Below are 14,944 nucleotides of genomic sequence, written 5' to 3'. Positions count from 1 at the left end.
GTGCACCTCCGATCAAGCTTGAGCCGCGTCGCGGACGGCCGCCGCGATCGCATTGTAGGTACCGCAGCGACAGAGGTTGACCATCGCGCCGGCAATGTCCTCGTCAGTCGGCTTTTGCGTTTGCTTCAGGAGCGCAGTTGCGGCCATTACCTGACCGGACTGGCAATAGCCGCATTGAGCCACCTGGTTCGAGACCCAGGCCTCCACGACCTTCTGGCCGACCGGATCATCAACCACGGCTTCGACCGTCATGATCTCGGTGCCGGCGACGCTTTCGACAGGCGTGACGCAAGACCTCGTTGCCTGGCCATCGACGAGCACTGTGCAAGCTCCGCATTGGGCAAGCCCGCAACCATATTTCGTGCCCGTCATTCCAAGCTCGTCGCGCAGTACCCAAAGCAGCGGTGTATCGGGCTCGATGTCGACCTGATGTTTTGTACCATTGATGGTGAGTTCCATAGCGGTCTCCTTTTGTGCGCACGACGGTCTGCAAGCAGATCGGAACTGTTCAGCACAAACGCTATCAAAGGCGACGGCTATGGATTAGCCGCCATGTCTCGCTTACATTTATCGACGTAACCCATAAATCAAATGAGTGCGGACTAAGCGAAGATCGATGGCCAAGGAAGATTTCAATGACCTCTTGTGGTTCCTCGCGGTTGCCGAGGAGCGCAATTTTACGAAGGCAGCCGCCAAGCTGGGCATAACTCAATCGACGCTCAGTCACACGATCAAGCGGCTCGAAACGCGGATGGGCTTGCGACTGCTGACGCGCACCACGCGCAGCGTGGCCTTGACCGAAGCCGGTGATCGCTTGTTCCATTCGCTGTCGCCGAGGATATCCGCCATCAGGAGCGATCTGGCAGCACTTACAGCCCTGCGCGACACCCCGTCGGGCACGATCAGGATCACGCTGTCGGATCACGCGCTCGATACCATCGTCTGGCCCAAGCTGAAGCCGATCCTGTCGAAGTATCCGGATATCAAGATTGAGCTCAGCCGTGACAATGGCCTGCGCAATATCGTGGAGGACGGCTTCGATGCGGGGGTTCGCCTCGGCGAAAGCATCGAGAAGGATATGATTGCGGTCAGAATCGGACCCGATTGGCGAATGCTGGCCGTGGCCTCGCCGAAGTATCTTAAAGATCGGCAGATTCCCAAGCATCCTCAGGATTTGATGCAGCACGACTGCATCAATATGCGCCAGGCAACGGGCGGGGGTCTTTATACTTGGGAATTTGAGAAGAACGGTCAGGAACTTCGCGTCCGGATCGACGGACAACTCACGTTCAACACGTCCTATCCCATGGTGGACGCCGCCCTTGCAGGACATGGAATAGCCTATTTACCCGAGGATCTGGCGATCGAGCATATCGAGGCGGGACGACTGGTCGCACTTCTTTCCGACTGGTCGCCTCCCTTCTCCGGCTACTATATCTACTATCCAAGCCGGCATCAGAACTCGCCGGCATTCAAGGTCGTGGTAGACGCTTTGCGGTATCAAAGGTCGTAGCTTCGGCCTCAGGCGAGTTACTCATTTGATACCCTGGGGCCAGGACGGGTTGCCGCAGGGTGGCCAACCCCTTCTCACATTCCATCCGACTGAACGCTCGGAAGATACCAGACTGCGATCGGTCGGCGACGCCCGCGCACGAAGCGCATCTGATCTGGTCGCAGTTCGTCGATTACGGATGCCAGGTTCGAGTTTTGCACCCGTGCAGCGATCAACAGATCCTCGCTGACCGCGAGTGACGTCCCGATCTTGCGCGTAAGCCGTTCGAGCCGGCTTGCAACATTTACCGTGTCGCCCAACACTGTGTATTCGAGGCGACGCTCGTCTCCGATGTTTCCGACGATCACCTCCCCGTAGTGGACGCCGATACCGACCTCGATCGCATACTCGCCGTGTGCGAGGCGTTGCTCATTCCACAGCCGGATCTGCTCCAGCATGTCCCGCGCGCATGCGAGCGCTCGAGCAGCATCGTCTTGCCTGGGACGAGGGGTGCCGAAATGCACCATGATTTCGTCTCCGATGTACTTGTCCACGGTACCGCCGTGGGCAAAGGCAACCGTCGCCAAGCGGGCGTGATACTCCTTCAGCAGTTTCACGAGATCCTCCGGTGCAAGCTTTTCTGAGATCTTTGTGAAGCCCACCATGTCAGCAAACAGGATAGCGGCAGTCTGGAGCGAGGGCTCCCCAAATCCAATCGACCCGCTCGACAACTCGCGAACGATGTTTGGGGAGAAGTATCGCGACAAGGCGCTGCGCTGTGCTTCAGCTGCGACCTGCCTGCGTACCAGCCTGCGCGAACGCCAAACAGAAATCGCAAGGATGACGGTGACGAGGATCAGGAACATGGTCTGATACGAGAGATTGATCAAGCTGACGGAGCGCGGATCGAGCACCAGCGCAATGATGTCCGCGTCGCTCACTCCTCCATTCAGCAGATCACTCCCATATGCGATCGAATTGGGTCGCGTGGCGACCCAGCAGTAGGCAATGTTCCAGACGACGATCGTGACCACGCCGCTCCAGACGACGAGGGCTGGCGAGTAGCTGAGCGCCATGCTCACGAGGAACACCCCGAGATACAGGAAATTCGGCAGGCGGAGATTGAGTTGCGAAGTCCAACCTTCGACGGCGAACGGCGAAGGCGTCACGAAGATGTAGGTCAGCACCGCGGCATCGATGACGACGAACAACCACGTCGCCACTGTCGCAAAGCGACTGCTGCGGGCCAGGCCAAAGGAAAGTGCGTTGAGCAGCCCGAAAGCCACGATGGCAACCACATATAGGCCTGAACGATGGAGGGGTACGGCAAGGAGCGCGCCCGCGGCGAGCGTTCCGAGCGCAACCAACCGGCCCCAGAACATGTAGGCCAGCCCCTCCTTTTCCTCGCGGTCGATAGCATCGCCAAGTGCCTCCGCCGAGAGAGAGGGACCGTACTTGTTACCCGCCAGGTGCCGTCGGGCGCGCCCAAAGGCAAGTGCAACGCTTCGCGGGGTTGCCCTCCAAAGCTTCAGCGCTGGCTCAAAACGCGTTCTCATCGATCCTCTCGCGGGACTGTGCGGCTTGATTGAGATCGTTGGTGACCAACCGCCAATATTGGAGAGAACCTTACCTTCGGTTTTATTGTTCGATTAGCACCCAAAAAGCGCATGCGCTTATGAAGAGGATCAATCAGTCGGCGTCTTCAAGACCAACTGGCGCGCCTTCGGCTTTCGAAAGGCTGGATTGATGAACCGCTCTCCAGGCCGCACTTATGAATTAGGCCCATGACGGCAAACGAGTTCGCGGAGGTAATCAGACGCGTTTCGATCGCTTATGTTGGTCGACATCGAACGGCTTGATCAGGGAACGACCTGTCCGCTCAAGCCCGGGCATGCCGGTCCAGAAAGAGTGAACCGGCGCAAGAGCTGAGAGAACCATAGAATGCCGATCCCCTATCGTCACATCACTGCGCTCCTGCTCGTAGCCTATTTGGTTGCTCTACCCACCCTGTCATTTTCTCAAACGAAAGATCGCAGTGCGTCTTCCGTGGTCGGTACGGTGGTTCGGTTCACCGGCGGTTCAACGTCGGTGGATGTTACCGTCGGCGAAGACAGTCCAGCGGTCCGCGACTTTCTTTCGATGCTTCCACTTACGCTCAAGCTTGAGGAATTCGCCGGTCGAGAAAAGATCAGCTATCTTCCCCGCAAACTCAAGCACAGAGGCTCGCCCGGATCCGATCCTGAAGATGGCGATCTCATCTACTTCATACCATGGGGAAACCTCGGCTTTTATTACGACACCGCCGGGATCGATTACTCGGATCAGACGCTTCACATCGGGACGTACAAGGCATCGCTCGGCACACTCAACAAGCTTTCTGAGCAGCCCGTAACTGTCGAGATCCTTCAATAGATCTGAGCTCGTCGTTGCCGACGAAAGCCGCCCGCGCGTTCGCATCGGCGCGAGCTACAGACCGCCCTGACGCAACCGGGGACGACGAATGCGTTCTTCGCCTTTGTGTCATCGGACACGGCTCAGCCGACCCTGCCAACCCAAGGAGAAAACGATGGACACGACCACGTTCATGGTCATGCATCGAATAACTTGTGATGAGCGGCGCAAGTCGCGGTCAGAGCAAGACTATTGGAACGAGGTCAAGTACCTCGATCTCAGATCATTTGCCCATGTCCGGCAGTTGGTTGACAACGTGGTGTCTCGCCTTCGCTGCCTCTGTCACCGCGCGCTTCCGCTTTGAACAGAACACCTGCCTCGAGGGCGGAGCCCCTTATTCGCGGAAACCAGCTGTGATCGAAATTCATGAAATAGGCCCATAACAACGATCAAAGTTCGGACCCTAATTCACCGGCGCGGACCACCTACCTTAAAGGCAACGTCTCCGAGGGTAGCGCATCTGGCGGGCGATCCTGATGACCGCTGCTGCAAGCCAATGGAGAGACCTCCCGGCCACCCGTGAACGCGTCAACTGGAGAGACCATGAGGCACAGCAGATTTATCGAGGCATTAGCGGCAATCGCCGTAGGCTTCTTCCTCCAATCCACCGTCCATGCCGAAAGTATCAACGCCGGAGGCCGCAAGGCCAGCTCAAATCGGCCCTTCGCAATTAAGACCGCGGCCGAATTCAGCACGCCTTGGGCGGTCGCATTCATTCCGGATGGACGGATGCTGGTTACGGAAAAGCCACGCCGGATCTTCCTGACGACGCAGAGCGGCGAAAGGCGCGAGGTCGGCAACGTCCCCGCCGTTGCTGCATCCGGCCAGAACGGTCTGCTTGATATCGCCGTTGCGCCGGACTTCGCCGAGTCGTCGCTCATCTACATCACCTATGTTGAGCCCGGAGACAGCGGTAGCCGCCTCGTGCTGGCCCGGGCGACGCTTTCCATCGCAGACATGTCGCCGTCGCGCCTGACGGCGCTGTCTGGGTCATCGAGGACAGCGACCCTGGCCGGCTGATGCGCTTGTCACCGAAGTCCTGAACCGCAAAGCGGTCAAAGCACACGGGAGACATTGATGCACTGTCCTTAAACGACACGCAGCTCGTGAGCGAAGAGCCAATACTCTCACGCACGCTCAGGAAATGCGCCGATCCGACAATCACAACAAGGAGATAAGCAGTGGCAGAAAATCAACTTATCCACATATTGCCCCCCGGAACCGATCACGACGTCGACCGTCGCAATCTTCTGAAAGCGGCCGGGGTCGGAGTGGCGGCCCTCGGTGCGATGTCGATCCTCAATGTCCCCTTCGCAGGAGCACAAGATATGTCCAAAGGTACCAACAATTTCTACAAAAGCGACCGTGTAACGCTCGAAAAGGTGACGTTCAAAACCCAATACCAGCTGAACGTCGCGGGCAATCTGTTCTTGCCAAACAACCTCGACCACAACGCTCGCCATCCGGCAATCGTCGTCGGGCATCCGATGGGCGCGGTGAAGGAGCAGAGCGCCACCCTATACGCTACAAAGATGGCCGAGCAAGGCTTTGTGGCCATGGCGATCGACCTGCCCTTCTGGGGCGAGAGCGAAGGCGAGCCCCGCAACGCCGTCTCGCCCGACCTCTACGCCGAGGCCTTCAGCGCAGCCGTCGACTTCCTCGGCACCCGGCCATATGTTGACCGTGAGCGCATCGGGGGCATCGGTGTTTGCGGCAGCGGCAGCTTCATCATCAGCGCGGCAAAGGTCGATCCGCGCCTGAAGGCAATTGCGACGGTCAGCATGTACGATATGGGCGCCGCCAACCGCGACGCTCTGAACAAGTCGCTGTCGGTTGAGCAGCGAAAGGAGATCATCGCCGCAGCTGCGCTAAAGCGTTATGCGGAGTTCGAGGGCGGCGCGATCGAGGTGGCGGGCGGTACGGATCTCGAGTTGACGGCAACGACCCACCCCATCCAGCGCGAGTTCTACGATTTCTATCGAACGCCACGCGGTGAGTTCACTCCGGCGGGCGCATCTGACCAAAGGACGACAAAACCGACGGTGACCAGCAACACCAAGTTCATGAACTTCTATCCGTTCAACGACATCGAGACCATCTCTCCCCGTCCGATGCTTTTCATCTCCGGCGACCAGGCGCATTCGAAGGAGTTTAGTCAGGACGCCTACAACCGCGCCGCCGAGCCCAAGGAGTTGGTGTGGGTCAAGGGAGCCGGCCATGTCGATCTCTACGATCGCGTCGATCTGATCCCGTTTGACAAGCTGAGCTCATTCTTCGGCCAGCACCTCTCATACTCGTAGGTAATTTCGCGCCGAGGGTGGCAGCGGTCGAACGACCGGGCGCCGTCCTCGGCGCCTTACCATCATCACCTGCGCCACGAGATCTCGCGTAACGACAAGATGGCTAACGACCGGGGGTGGAACCGCAGGCTACTCCTCCGGTCCAGGTCAGTAGGCCAGGAAGCGGCCGGCAAAGACGACGCCCACCCAAGAGACGGCCGAAACGAGTGCGGCCATCCGCGCCCTTAGAGGAGGCGGCGTATGCAGATCCCATTTCGTGACGCTGCGATAGACACCCCGATGGAAAAGGATGATGTTCAGCCCGGCGATCGCCAGCACCGGGTAGAGGTTTGGGGTCAGCCGAACGGCTTCACCCAAGCTGGACTGTTCCAGGCTGCTCAGAAACTCGACGGCAAGCACCTCCATGGGACCTACCTTTCTCGCAAGTGTCGCTTCCTGCTCCAAGCTCAGCAAAAGCGGGGATGAGGAATTGAAAAATTGCCAGTCGTCGTGCCGCGAAGTCGAACCCGATCAGTTCTTGTCGGCCGGCTCGGGGCGAAGCGGAAAGGCTGTAAGCTGCTGCCACACGCCTTGCCCATTCGCGAGCCAGAACATCACAGGGCGAAAGTCTTGATCATCGGCAGCTGCGAGAAAACCAACCGCTTCGATCGTCTCGCCGACCACCAGTGCTCGATTGAGCCCCCATCGGGCCATCCATTCGGGATTGGCAAGCACGAGATCCAATTCCTTGTGCTCGCCCCCGTAGGAGCGGACTGAGGCGATCGTTTCGCGCGCTTCACGCTCATTTGCGCCTTGCGGGAGTGCGCGTTCTTGCAAGTCGGCGGGAAGCGGACCAGAGGCGAGTGTGATGCGCACCTCACTGTGCGGATTGCCCCATCGAACCCGGCTGAGGGAGCCCGCCACGAAATAGGCGCTGCGCGTATCGAACGAGTTCCAGCCGTGATGTGCCTGGACCGATGTCGAGGGCATAGGCAGGAACGGCACAGCCATCACAGTTCCCAGCCCCAAATGCAGAACTGTGCGGCGACCAATCAATGGTGACTGGGCGACCTCTTCGCTCGCCGGGGTCTTGTCATGCATGAAAGCCTCCTTACTCTGCAGATGCCGTTGGAGCGGCAACAGAGTTCCTGCTGACGGCGCCTGCCGATTGGGTAAAGCGACGCGAACTCTACCACCCTCGTCATCACGGACTAGCTCGGGCTCCTCGATTACCCTCATTTGTACCCGCCATGAATGGCGGGATCCCTTGCGGCTCCGGATTGCAGACATTCATGGGCTGTCTTCATAAACGTATGCAGTTTTGCCCGCCTAGTTGAAGTTCCCAACCACGCATATATTCGCCCTCGACGGATCGGTACGGCGTCGTGTTTCGGGACACAGACTTGTGTGGCCCTCACCGCCAGTGACGAGCCATCCGTGACGCGGGAGCCATTCCACGCACCAACTTCAATCCCATCGGCATGAAGCGGTGTCGCCGGCAACGGCCGTCCGCTTGCCGCTACATGAGGTCAGGATCCTGATGCAACCAAACATTTCTCCCACCCGTGACGCCGATGGGGGCGTCACTCCGTCCTGGAGCGGAGTGTTTGCGCTCTCGCTCGGGGCCTTCGCGCTGATTGCATCGGAATTCATGCCCGTCAGCCTGCTGACACCAATTGCCGCCGACCTTCAGATCACTGAAGGCCAGGCCGGACAGGCGATATCCGTATCCGGCGCCTTCGCCGTCCTTACCAGTCTCTTTATTTCCGCGCTTGCCGGCCAACTGGATCGCAAGTTGCTTCTGCTCGCGTTGACCCTCGTGATGATCGTCTCCGGCACGGTCGTGGCCTTCGCGCCCAACTATGAAATCTTCATGCTCGGTCGAGCCTTCATTGGGGTGGTCATCGGCGGTTTCTGGTCAATGTCTGCCGCTACAGCGATGCGATTGGTGCCGGAGGACCAGGTGCCCCGTGCCCTTGCGATACTGAACGGCGGCAATGCGCTTGCGACAGTGATTGCCGCGCCGCTTGGCAGCTTCCTCGGTGGCCTCATTGGCTGGCGCGGGGCGTTCTTCTTCGTGGTCCCGATCGCAGGGATAGTCTTCGTCTGGCAGCTCGTCAGTCTCCCATCGATGAGGACGAAATCCCGGGCGAGCGCGACGGCAGTTTTCAAAGTCCTCAAAAGGCCTATTGTTGCCACGGGCATGGCCGCCGTCAGCATCTTCTTCATGGGGCAGTTCGCACTCTTCACCTATCTGCGCCCGTTCCTCGAGACGGTCGAGCACGTCAACGTCTCCACCCTGTCACTGCTGCTGCTGCTGATGGGAGTGACCGGCTTCGTCGGCACGTCAATGATCGGCAGGTTCGTGAACGACGGGCTCTACCGAACACTGATTGCCATCCCAGTCCTGATGGCCCTCATCGCGTCGGCACTCGTCTTTTTCGGGGGTGCGGTTTCGGTGACTGCCGTATTGCTCGGCCTGTGGGGTCTCTTCGCAACTTCGGCTCCGGTCGGCTGGTGGACCTGGGTAGCAAGGACACTGCCGGATGACGCCGAGGCCGGCGGCGGCCTGATGGTTGCCGTTGTCCAGTTGGCCATCACCCTGGGCGCGGTCGTTGGAGGGATTCTCTTCGACACGAGTGGATATGTCGCGACCTTCGGCACCAGCGCGATTCTCTTGCTCCTGGCCGCATTTCTTGCGGTACTGACAGCGCGCAAGGTAGAGCCGGCACCGCTGTCGACGGCACCCTGACGCGGGTGACAAATTTGAACGGATACCGTGGGACGAAGGTGCCTTAAACGGGGTCTCCCAAGTCGTGCGGGCTCAACAGCACTCTTGCTGAACTCGCTTTTGGCACGGCCAGTCCCAGGCCGTGTCGGAACGCCCAATTCCCCGTGTCGCTCGGCAACTGGTGATCGGGCTCGTATCCATCCTCCCCACGCCTCCGCGCAATGTCAAAGAAGCAATCCCCCGGAAGCTCAAGAGCTGGGCGGGCAAACCGCGACAGCACGTTGCGAACAAAAAGAAGGGAAAGTAAATGAACACCTGGGCACACGGATATGTCGAGGATTTGGCTGTCTGCAATTCAGCCGACGATAGCGACGACCTCCACTTCGTAGCCTCTCCGCTGACCGGAGGAGGCATCGCGCTGGACCGGTTTGAACAGCTGTTCTTGAAAGCTATGTTTGAAGGTCTCGCAGTCTGCCGATGACAACCTGAGCGAATTGAGTGCTCGCGCGCAAGCATTCGAGCGAAGCAAACTGATGGTCCTAAGACCATAAGGTGTTGTGAACACGCGGTCGCGCGCCGCTCCGGTGACGTTGTCACTTCATCCCTGATGAAGACTGGTCGTTCGCTCGAGTTGCCTTTCGGTGATTGACATTCGGTGTCACCACCGTTTCGGCCTCGTTTGACCCCCCGAAGCTTCAAAAATGTAGCTTTCCGCAAAGCCGCGAGCACTGTGATCGGCTTGCCGATCCGTGAAGGCCGAATGCGTCAGATCGATCACGAGGTTCCAAGCTCGCTAGTCAACCAGGCCCGGAATGCTTCAAGCGGCGGATAGTTTGCCCGTGACCGCGGCCAAACCAGCCAGTAGGCACCAGTTCCGGCCACTGAGCGCTGCAAAAGCGGCACGAGACGCTGCTCCTCGATTTCAATATCTGCAAGGTAGTCGGGAAGCAGAGCCACACCGAGACCCGAAATGGCAGCTTGCGTCATCGTTGCGAATTGATCGAGCAACATCCCCGACACGCTTGGCGCGGGAGCGCCCTGGGCCGCAAACCAGATTTCCCAGGCGGTCGATCGGGTTTCCAACTGTAGAAGCGGTAGATCTAACAGGTCGCCAACATTGCGCACTGGATGCTCCGCAAGAAGCCTCGGGGAGATGCAGGCGGTCAAATGCTCGTCAAACAGCTTCATGTGCCCTGCGTCGCGCCAATCGTCCACACCGAAATGGATTGCAGCGTCGAAGGCGTCCGCGGCGAAGTTGAAGCGCTTCACACGAGTGGCAAGGTTGATGGTTACGCCGGGATTGCGGGTGAGAAACTTGCTGAGGCGGGGCGCGAGCCAGCGGGTTCCAAAGGCCGGCAGGATCGCAAGCGACAATGCGCCGCCGCCGGGATTGGTCGACAGTTCCATGCTGGCTCGCTGAATGAGGTCGAGTGCACGCGTCACGTCCCGCGCATAGGCTTGTGCGGCTTGCGTTGGAACGAGCCGTTGCTTCTGCCGCTCGAAAAGCGGCCTTCCTATCTGATCCTCAAGGTTCTGTACGAGGCGGCTGACGGTGCCTTGTGTCAGATTGATTTCACGAGCCGCCGCTGAAACCGAACCGGTCCGAATGACGGCCTCGAAAGCGGCGAGGATGCTGATGGAGGGAAGGAACCGTCGCGGGCGCGCCAAGACTATGTATCCTATGCATGAACTTAGCGCAAAATAGGGTTATTTCGGAGGAAAAACAATCGCTATCTACATGGGTAACGACTTTGCGTTCCATCGTCTGATCTTGAGGAGAGACCCATGACGGAAAATCCCGCAGGAACCGCCCCTTCTACGCAGCGAGGTGTCTTCGCCTGGAACGATCCCTTGCTGCTCGACGATCAGCTTTCCGACGAGGAACGCATGATCCGGGACGCAGCAGCCGCTTTCGCCCGGGAAGAACTGCTTCCCCGTGTAGAAGCCGCCTACCTGGAAGAGCACACGGACCCCGCGCTCTTCCGCCTCATGGGAAGAGCCGGCTTGCTCGGCGTGACGCTTCCGGAAAAATACGGTGCGGCAGCAGCAAATTACGTCGCCTACGGCCTTGTCGCACGCGAGGTGGAGCGCATTGATTCCGGCTACCGTTCGATGATGAGCGTGCAATCGTCACTCGTCATGTACCCGATCTACGCCTACGGCTCGGAGGAGCAAAAGGATAAGTATCTACCTGGCCTCGTGTCTGGCGAACTGATCGGCTGTTTCGGCCTGACCGAGCCGGACGCAGGTTCCGATCCTGGCGGCATGAAGACCCGCGCCGAGAAGATCGAAGGTGGGTATCGCCTGCGCGGGAGCAAGATGTGGATCTCGAATTCACCGATTGCGGACGTCTTCGTCGTCTGGGCAAAATCGGAAGCCCATGATGGCAAGATCCGCGGCTTCATCCTTGAAAAGGGAATGAAGGGTCTTTCGGCGCCGAAGATCGGCGGCAAGCTGTCGCTGCGCGCCTCCATCACCGGCGAGATCGTCATGGATGGCGTCGAAGTCGGCGAAGACGCGCTGCTGCCAGGCGTGTCCGGCCTCGCCGGTCCGTTTGGCTGCCTCAACCGTGCTCGCTATGGGATCTCCTGGGGAGTGCTCGGGGCCGCTGAAGATTGCTGGTTCCGCGCCCGCCAATACGGTCTCGACCGCGTCCAGTTCGGCAAGCCTCTTGCCGGAACACAGCTCTATCAGAAGAAGCTCTCCGACATGCTGACCGAGATCGCGCTCGGACTACAGGCGTCCTTGCGCGTCGGTCGCCTGATGGACGAACACAGGTTCGCTCCGGAAATGATCTCGATCGTGAAGCGCAACAACTGCGGCAAGGCACTCGATATCGCGCGCCACGCGCGCGACATGCACGGCGGCAACGGCATCCAGATCGAATACCACGTCATGCGCCACGCGCAGAACCTGGAAACGGTCAACACCTATGAGGGCACGCACGATGTTCACGCGCTGATCCTCGGGCGCGCCCAGACCGGACTTCAGGCGTTCTTCTAATCAAGACCTCAACTCCCCGCCGGAACGTTGGACATATCGGATCCTAGACGGGGCAGCAGGCAATGTTCGGAGAGTGGAAATGACGATCCAAACTGTGGCCGTCGTCGGCGCCGGTCAGATGGGGACCGGGATCGCCCAGGTCCTCGCCATCGCCGGCTATGATGTCACGCTGACCGACGTCAGCGCGGCGGCGCTTGAAACAGCGCTTTCCAGGGTTTCGGCAAACCTCGCCAAACAGGTTGAACGGGGTAAGCTTCAAGGGATCGACGGAAAGGCAGCCGTGGGCCGCATCGCGACGAGAGTTGCTCTTGCCGATGTCGGCAGATGCGACCTCGTTATCGAGGCTGCAACTGAACGGGAGAGCATCAAACATAAGATCTTCGACGACCTCGTACCGCATCTCAAACCCGGCGCGATCCTGACGTCCAACACTTCGTCGATCTCAATCACCAGGCTCGCCGGCAGGACGCCACATCCAGACCGCTTCATGGGCCTGCATTTCATGAACCCGGTTCCTGTCATGCAACTCGTCGAACTGATCCGAGGGATCGCCACGAGTGCGGAAACCTTTTCCGCCGTGCACACCGTCGTCGAGCGCCTCGGCAAAACGCCGGTCATCGCCTCAGATTATCCTGCATTCATCGTAAACCGCGTCCTCATCCCGATGATCAATGAGGCGGTTTTCGTGCTGCATGAAGGCGTGGGCTCCATCGTCGATATCGACAACAGCATGAAACTCGGCGCGAACCACCCTATGGGACCGCTGGAGCTCGCCGACTTCATCGGTCTCGATACCTGCTTGTCGATTATGCAGGTTCTGAATGAAGGTCTGGCGGATCCCAAATACCGGCCCTGTCCGTTGCTCGTCAAATACGTCGAAGCGGGCTGGCTCGGCAGAAAGACTGGCCGTGGTTTCTACGACTATCAGAGCGAGGCGCCTGTCCCCACCCGATAAAGAGGGAATCCAAGATCATGAAATTACTTGTGACGGTGAAGCGGGTGGTTGACTACAACGTCAAGATCCGCGTGAAGGCAGACGGTTCGGGCGTCGAACTTGCGAACGTGAAGATGTCGATGAACCCCTTCGACGAAATCTCGGTCGAAGAAGCGCTCAGGCTGAAGGAAGCCGGCAAGGCTGAGGAAGTCGTCGTCGTTTCCGTTGGTCCGGCCAAGGCCGAAGAGACGCTGCGCACCGCCCTTGCCATGGGTGCCGATCGCGCCATCCTGGTTGAGACCGAAGACCAGGTCGAGCCGCTCACTGTGGCCAAGATCGTCAAGGGCGTTGCCGAAGCCGAACAGCCGGGGCTGATCATCGTCGGCAAGCAGGCGATCGACGACGATTCGAACCAGACCGGCCAGATGCTGTCGGCGCTGCTCGGCTGGGCCCAGGGCACCTTTGCCTCCAAGGTCGAGATTGGTGATGGCAAGGCGCCAGAGGGCACGGCAAGGGTGACCCGCGAAGTCGATGGTGGTCTTCAGGCCATCGACATCAAACTGCCGGCAGTCGTCACCACCGACCTGCGCTTGAACGAACCGCGCTACGCCTCGCTGCCGAACATCATGAAGGCGAAGAAGAAGCCGCTCGACAGACACACCCCGGCCGACTTCGGCGTCGACACTTCAGCCCGCCTCAAGGTGCTGAAGACCGAGGAGCCGTCGGGCCGCAAGGCCGGCATCAAGGTCAAGTCGGTCGCCGAGCTCGTCGAAAAGCTTAAAGTCGAAGCCGGCGTGCTCTGATTTAAGGAAGGGAGATATCATCATGGCCGTTCTTCTTCTGGCTGACCACGACAGCAACCACCTTTCCGACCAGACCGCCAAGGCGCTGACCGCCGCCTCCAAGATCGCCAGTGGGACTGGAGCCGACGTGCATGTGCTGGTCGCCGGTAGCGGCGCCAATCAGGCGGCCGAGCAGGCGGCCAAGCTTGCGGGCGTTGCCAAGGTGCTCGTTGCCGACGACGCGTCGCTTGCCAACAACCTTGCAGAGCCCTTAGCAGCCCTCATCGTCTCGCTCGCCGGCAGCTACGACACGATCGTTGCAGCTGCAACCTCGGTCGGCAAGAACGTCATGCCGCGCGTTGCAGCGCTGCTCGACGTCGCCCAGGTCTCGGAAATCATCGAGGTCGTCTCTTCCGACACTTATCTGCGGCCGATCTATGCCGGCAACGCCATCCAGACGGTGCAGGCCATCGGCGCCTGGAAGGTGATCACAGTGCGCACCCCCTCCTTCCCCGCTACTCCTGGCGGGGGTAACTCGGTTGCCGTTGAACCCGTTTCAACGGCAACCGTCTTTTCGGATTTGTCCAACTTCATCTCAGAACAGAAATCCAATGGCGATCGTCCGGAGCTGACCTCGGCCAAGATCATCATCTCCGGCGGCCGTGCGCTCGGCTCTTCGGAAAAATTCCAGGAAGTCATCCTCCCGGTGGCCGACAAGCTCGGTGCTGCCGTCGGCGCAAGCCGTGCCGCGGTCGACGCCGGCTACGCCCCGAACGACTGGCAGGTCGGACAGACCGGTAAGGTCGTCGCGCCCGATCTCTACATCGCCTGCGGCATCTCCGGTGCGATCCAGCACCTCGCCGGTATGAAGGACAGCAAGGTTATCGTCGCGATCAACAAGGACGAAGAGGCGCCGATCTTCCAGGTCGCCGACTACGGCCTGGTTGCCGATCTCTTCGACGCCCTGCCAGAGCTGGCAAAGCTGGTCTGAGCACCGGGTTTCCGACTAATCGTCCCTGCAAGTTCGCCACTCGGTTAGGGGGAGCGGGCAGCAACCATCGCCGCCCGCTCCATCCACTTCACAACAAGCCGCGAGTGTAACCTCCGGACAGACTGATCTCGATGAGGCAACAAGTGGTGACCGAACAAGACCTGCGCGAACGCGAGCGCTCGCTTGCCGTCATGTTGATCAGCGGCGGGATCCATGAAGGTCGTCAGGCGGATCGGGCCGTTGGCCCCAGGAATAGGAAGTGGTCGTCCTTCACACGGATG

General features: G+C 59.6%; 15 protein-coding genes. 10 read left to right on the top strand and 5 right to left on the bottom strand.

The genetic code is table 11. From position 1 onward, the window contains the following. Positions 1–12 precede the first annotated feature (12 nt). Complete coding sequence (locus IB277_RS21415; RefSeq protein ID WP_192371636.1) at positions 13–459, bottom strand: (2Fe-2S)-binding protein; 447 nt, start codon at positions 457–459, stop codon at positions 13–15. 157 nt (positions 460–616) lie between these two features. Between IB277_RS21415 and IB277_RS21410 the strand changes: the two genes are divergently transcribed. Beyond that, entirely contained in the window at positions 617–1,513 is an 897-nt protein-coding gene (locus tag IB277_RS21410; RefSeq protein ID WP_192371635.1) for a LysR family transcriptional regulator, read from the top strand. A gap of 74 nt (positions 1,514–1,587) precedes the next feature. On the opposite strand, the gene IB277_RS21405 is transcribed toward IB277_RS21410, so the two are convergent. Then, on the bottom strand, positions 1,588–3,048 hold the full coding sequence (locus IB277_RS21405; protein WP_192371634.1) for an adenylate/guanylate cyclase domain-containing protein: 1,461 nt from the start codon (positions 3,046–3,048) through the stop codon (positions 1,588–1,590). A 385-nt stretch (positions 3,049–3,433) separates the two neighbouring features. On the opposite strand from IB277_RS21405, the gene IB277_RS21400 reads away from it, so the two are divergent. From IB277_RS21400 to IB277_RS21390, 3 genes are all read left to right on the top strand, one after another. Then, positions 3,434–3,904, top strand: a complete 471-nt coding sequence (locus tag IB277_RS21400) for a cyclophilin-like fold protein (RefSeq protein ID WP_192371633.1) — start codon at positions 3,434–3,436, stop codon at positions 3,902–3,904. A 582-nt stretch (positions 3,905–4,486) separates the two neighbouring features. After that, positions 4,487–4,963 (top strand): PQQ-dependent sugar dehydrogenase, encoded by a 477-nt coding sequence (locus IB277_RS21395; protein WP_192371632.1) that lies wholly within the window; start codon positions 4,487–4,489, stop codon positions 4,961–4,963. A gap of 161 nt (positions 4,964–5,124) precedes the next feature. Continuing rightward, on the top strand, positions 5,125–6,243 hold the full coding sequence (locus IB277_RS21390) for an alpha/beta hydrolase (protein ID WP_192371631.1): 1,119 nt from the start codon (positions 5,125–5,127) through the stop codon (positions 6,241–6,243). 147 nt (positions 6,244–6,390) lie between these two features. On the opposite strand, the gene IB277_RS21385 is transcribed toward IB277_RS21390, so the two are convergent. Both IB277_RS21385 and IB277_RS21380 read right to left on the bottom strand, forming a co-directional pair. Then, on the bottom strand, positions 6,391–6,648 hold the full coding sequence (locus IB277_RS21385) for a hypothetical protein (protein WP_192371630.1): 258 nt from the start codon (positions 6,646–6,648) through the stop codon (positions 6,391–6,393). Positions 6,649–6,753: 105 nt separating this feature from the next. Continuing rightward, the gene (locus IB277_RS21380; protein WP_192371629.1) at positions 6,754–7,323 is read right to left on the bottom strand and encodes a hypothetical protein; all 570 of its coding nucleotides are present in this window, start codon (positions 7,321–7,323) and stop codon (positions 6,754–6,756) included. A 439-nt stretch (positions 7,324–7,762) separates the two neighbouring features. On the opposite strand from IB277_RS21380, the gene IB277_RS21375 reads away from it, so the two are divergent. Continuing rightward, positions 7,763–8,974, top strand: a complete 1,212-nt coding sequence (locus tag IB277_RS21375) for an MFS transporter (RefSeq protein WP_192371628.1) — start codon at positions 7,763–7,765, stop codon at positions 8,972–8,974. Between the two features lie 286 nt (positions 8,975–9,260). Next, on the top strand, positions 9,261–9,434 hold the full coding sequence (locus IB277_RS21370) for a hypothetical protein (protein WP_192371627.1): 174 nt from the start codon (positions 9,261–9,263) through the stop codon (positions 9,432–9,434). Between the two features lie 293 nt (positions 9,435–9,727). Here IB277_RS21370 and IB277_RS21365 read toward each other — a convergent pair whose 3' ends face one another. Beyond that, positions 9,728–10,627: a LysR family transcriptional regulator gene (locus IB277_RS21365; RefSeq protein ID WP_371813654.1), complete on the bottom strand. Its 900-nt coding sequence runs from the start codon at positions 10,625–10,627 to the stop codon at positions 9,728–9,730. 111 nt (positions 10,628–10,738) lie between these two features. On the opposite strand from IB277_RS21365, the gene IB277_RS21360 reads away from it, so the two are divergent. The 4 genes from IB277_RS21360 (at position 10,739) to IB277_RS21345 (ending at position 14,663) form a co-directional block, all read left to right on the top strand. Then, positions 10,739–11,956, top strand: a complete 1,218-nt coding sequence (locus IB277_RS21360) for an acyl-CoA dehydrogenase (RefSeq protein WP_192371625.1) — start codon at positions 10,739–10,741, stop codon at positions 11,954–11,956. Positions 11,957–12,035: 79 nt separating this feature from the next. After that, positions 12,036–12,911 (top strand): 3-hydroxybutyryl-CoA dehydrogenase, encoded by an 876-nt coding sequence (locus IB277_RS21355; RefSeq protein ID WP_192371624.1) that lies wholly within the window; start codon positions 12,036–12,038, stop codon positions 12,909–12,911. 17 nt (positions 12,912–12,928) lie between these two features. Next, entirely contained in the window at positions 12,929–13,693 is a 765-nt protein-coding gene (locus tag IB277_RS21350) for an electron transfer flavoprotein subunit beta/FixA family protein (protein ID WP_192371623.1), read from the top strand. Between the two features lie 22 nt (positions 13,694–13,715). Next, entirely contained in the window at positions 13,716–14,663 is a 948-nt protein-coding gene (locus tag IB277_RS21345) for an electron transfer flavoprotein subunit alpha/FixB family protein (protein WP_192371622.1), read from the top strand. Positions 14,664–14,944: the final 281 nt, after the last annotated feature.

It is taken from the genome of Ensifer sp. ENS07, from assembly GCF_014852185.1.
Lineage (GTDB): Bacteria > Pseudomonadota > Alphaproteobacteria > Rhizobiales > Rhizobiaceae > Ensifer > Ensifer adhaerens.
This window is presented reverse-complemented; position numbering and strand designations above follow the sequence as displayed.

Bases quoted from the DNA above. Each gene is read 5' to 3' on its own strand.
- IB277_RS21345 (WP_192371622.1), top strand. From the start codon at position 13,716: ATGGCCGTTCTTCTTCTGGCTGACCACGACAGCAACCACCTTTCCGAC.
- IB277_RS21370 (WP_192371627.1), top strand. From the start codon at position 9,261: ATGAACACCTGGGCACACGGATATGTCGAGGATTTGGCTGTCTGCAAT.
- IB277_RS21385 (WP_192371630.1), bottom strand. From the start codon at position 6,648: ATGGAGGTGCTTGCCGTCGAGTTTCTGAGCAGCCTGGAACAGTCCAGC.
- IB277_RS21350 (WP_192371623.1), top strand. From the start codon at position 12,929: ATGAAATTACTTGTGACGGTGAAGCGGGTGGTTGACTACAACGTCAAG.
- IB277_RS21375 (WP_192371628.1), top strand. From the start codon at position 7,763: ATGCAACCAAACATTTCTCCCACCCGTGACGCCGATGGGGGCGTCACT.
- IB277_RS21380 (WP_192371629.1), bottom strand. From the start codon at position 7,323: ATGCATGACAAGACCCCGGCGAGCGAAGAGGTCGCCCAGTCACCATTG.
- IB277_RS21355 (WP_192371624.1), top strand. From the start codon at position 12,036: ATGACGATCCAAACTGTGGCCGTCGTCGGCGCCGGTCAGATGGGGACC.
- IB277_RS21415 (WP_192371636.1), bottom strand. From the start codon at position 459: ATGGAACTCACCATCAATGGTACAAAACATCAGGTCGACATCGAGCCC.
- IB277_RS21405 (WP_192371634.1), bottom strand. From the start codon at position 3,048: ATGAGAACGCGTTTTGAGCCAGCGCTGAAGCTTTGGAGGGCAACCCCG.
- IB277_RS21395 (WP_192371632.1), top strand. From the start codon at position 4,487: ATGAGGCACAGCAGATTTATCGAGGCATTAGCGGCAATCGCCGTAGGC.
- IB277_RS21400 (WP_192371633.1), top strand. From the start codon at position 3,434: ATGCCGATCCCCTATCGTCACATCACTGCGCTCCTGCTCGTAGCCTAT.
- IB277_RS21410 (WP_192371635.1), top strand. From the start codon at position 617: ATGGCCAAGGAAGATTTCAATGACCTCTTGTGGTTCCTCGCGGTTGCC.
- IB277_RS21360 (WP_192371625.1), top strand. From the start codon at position 10,739: ATGACGGAAAATCCCGCAGGAACCGCCCCTTCTACGCAGCGAGGTGTC.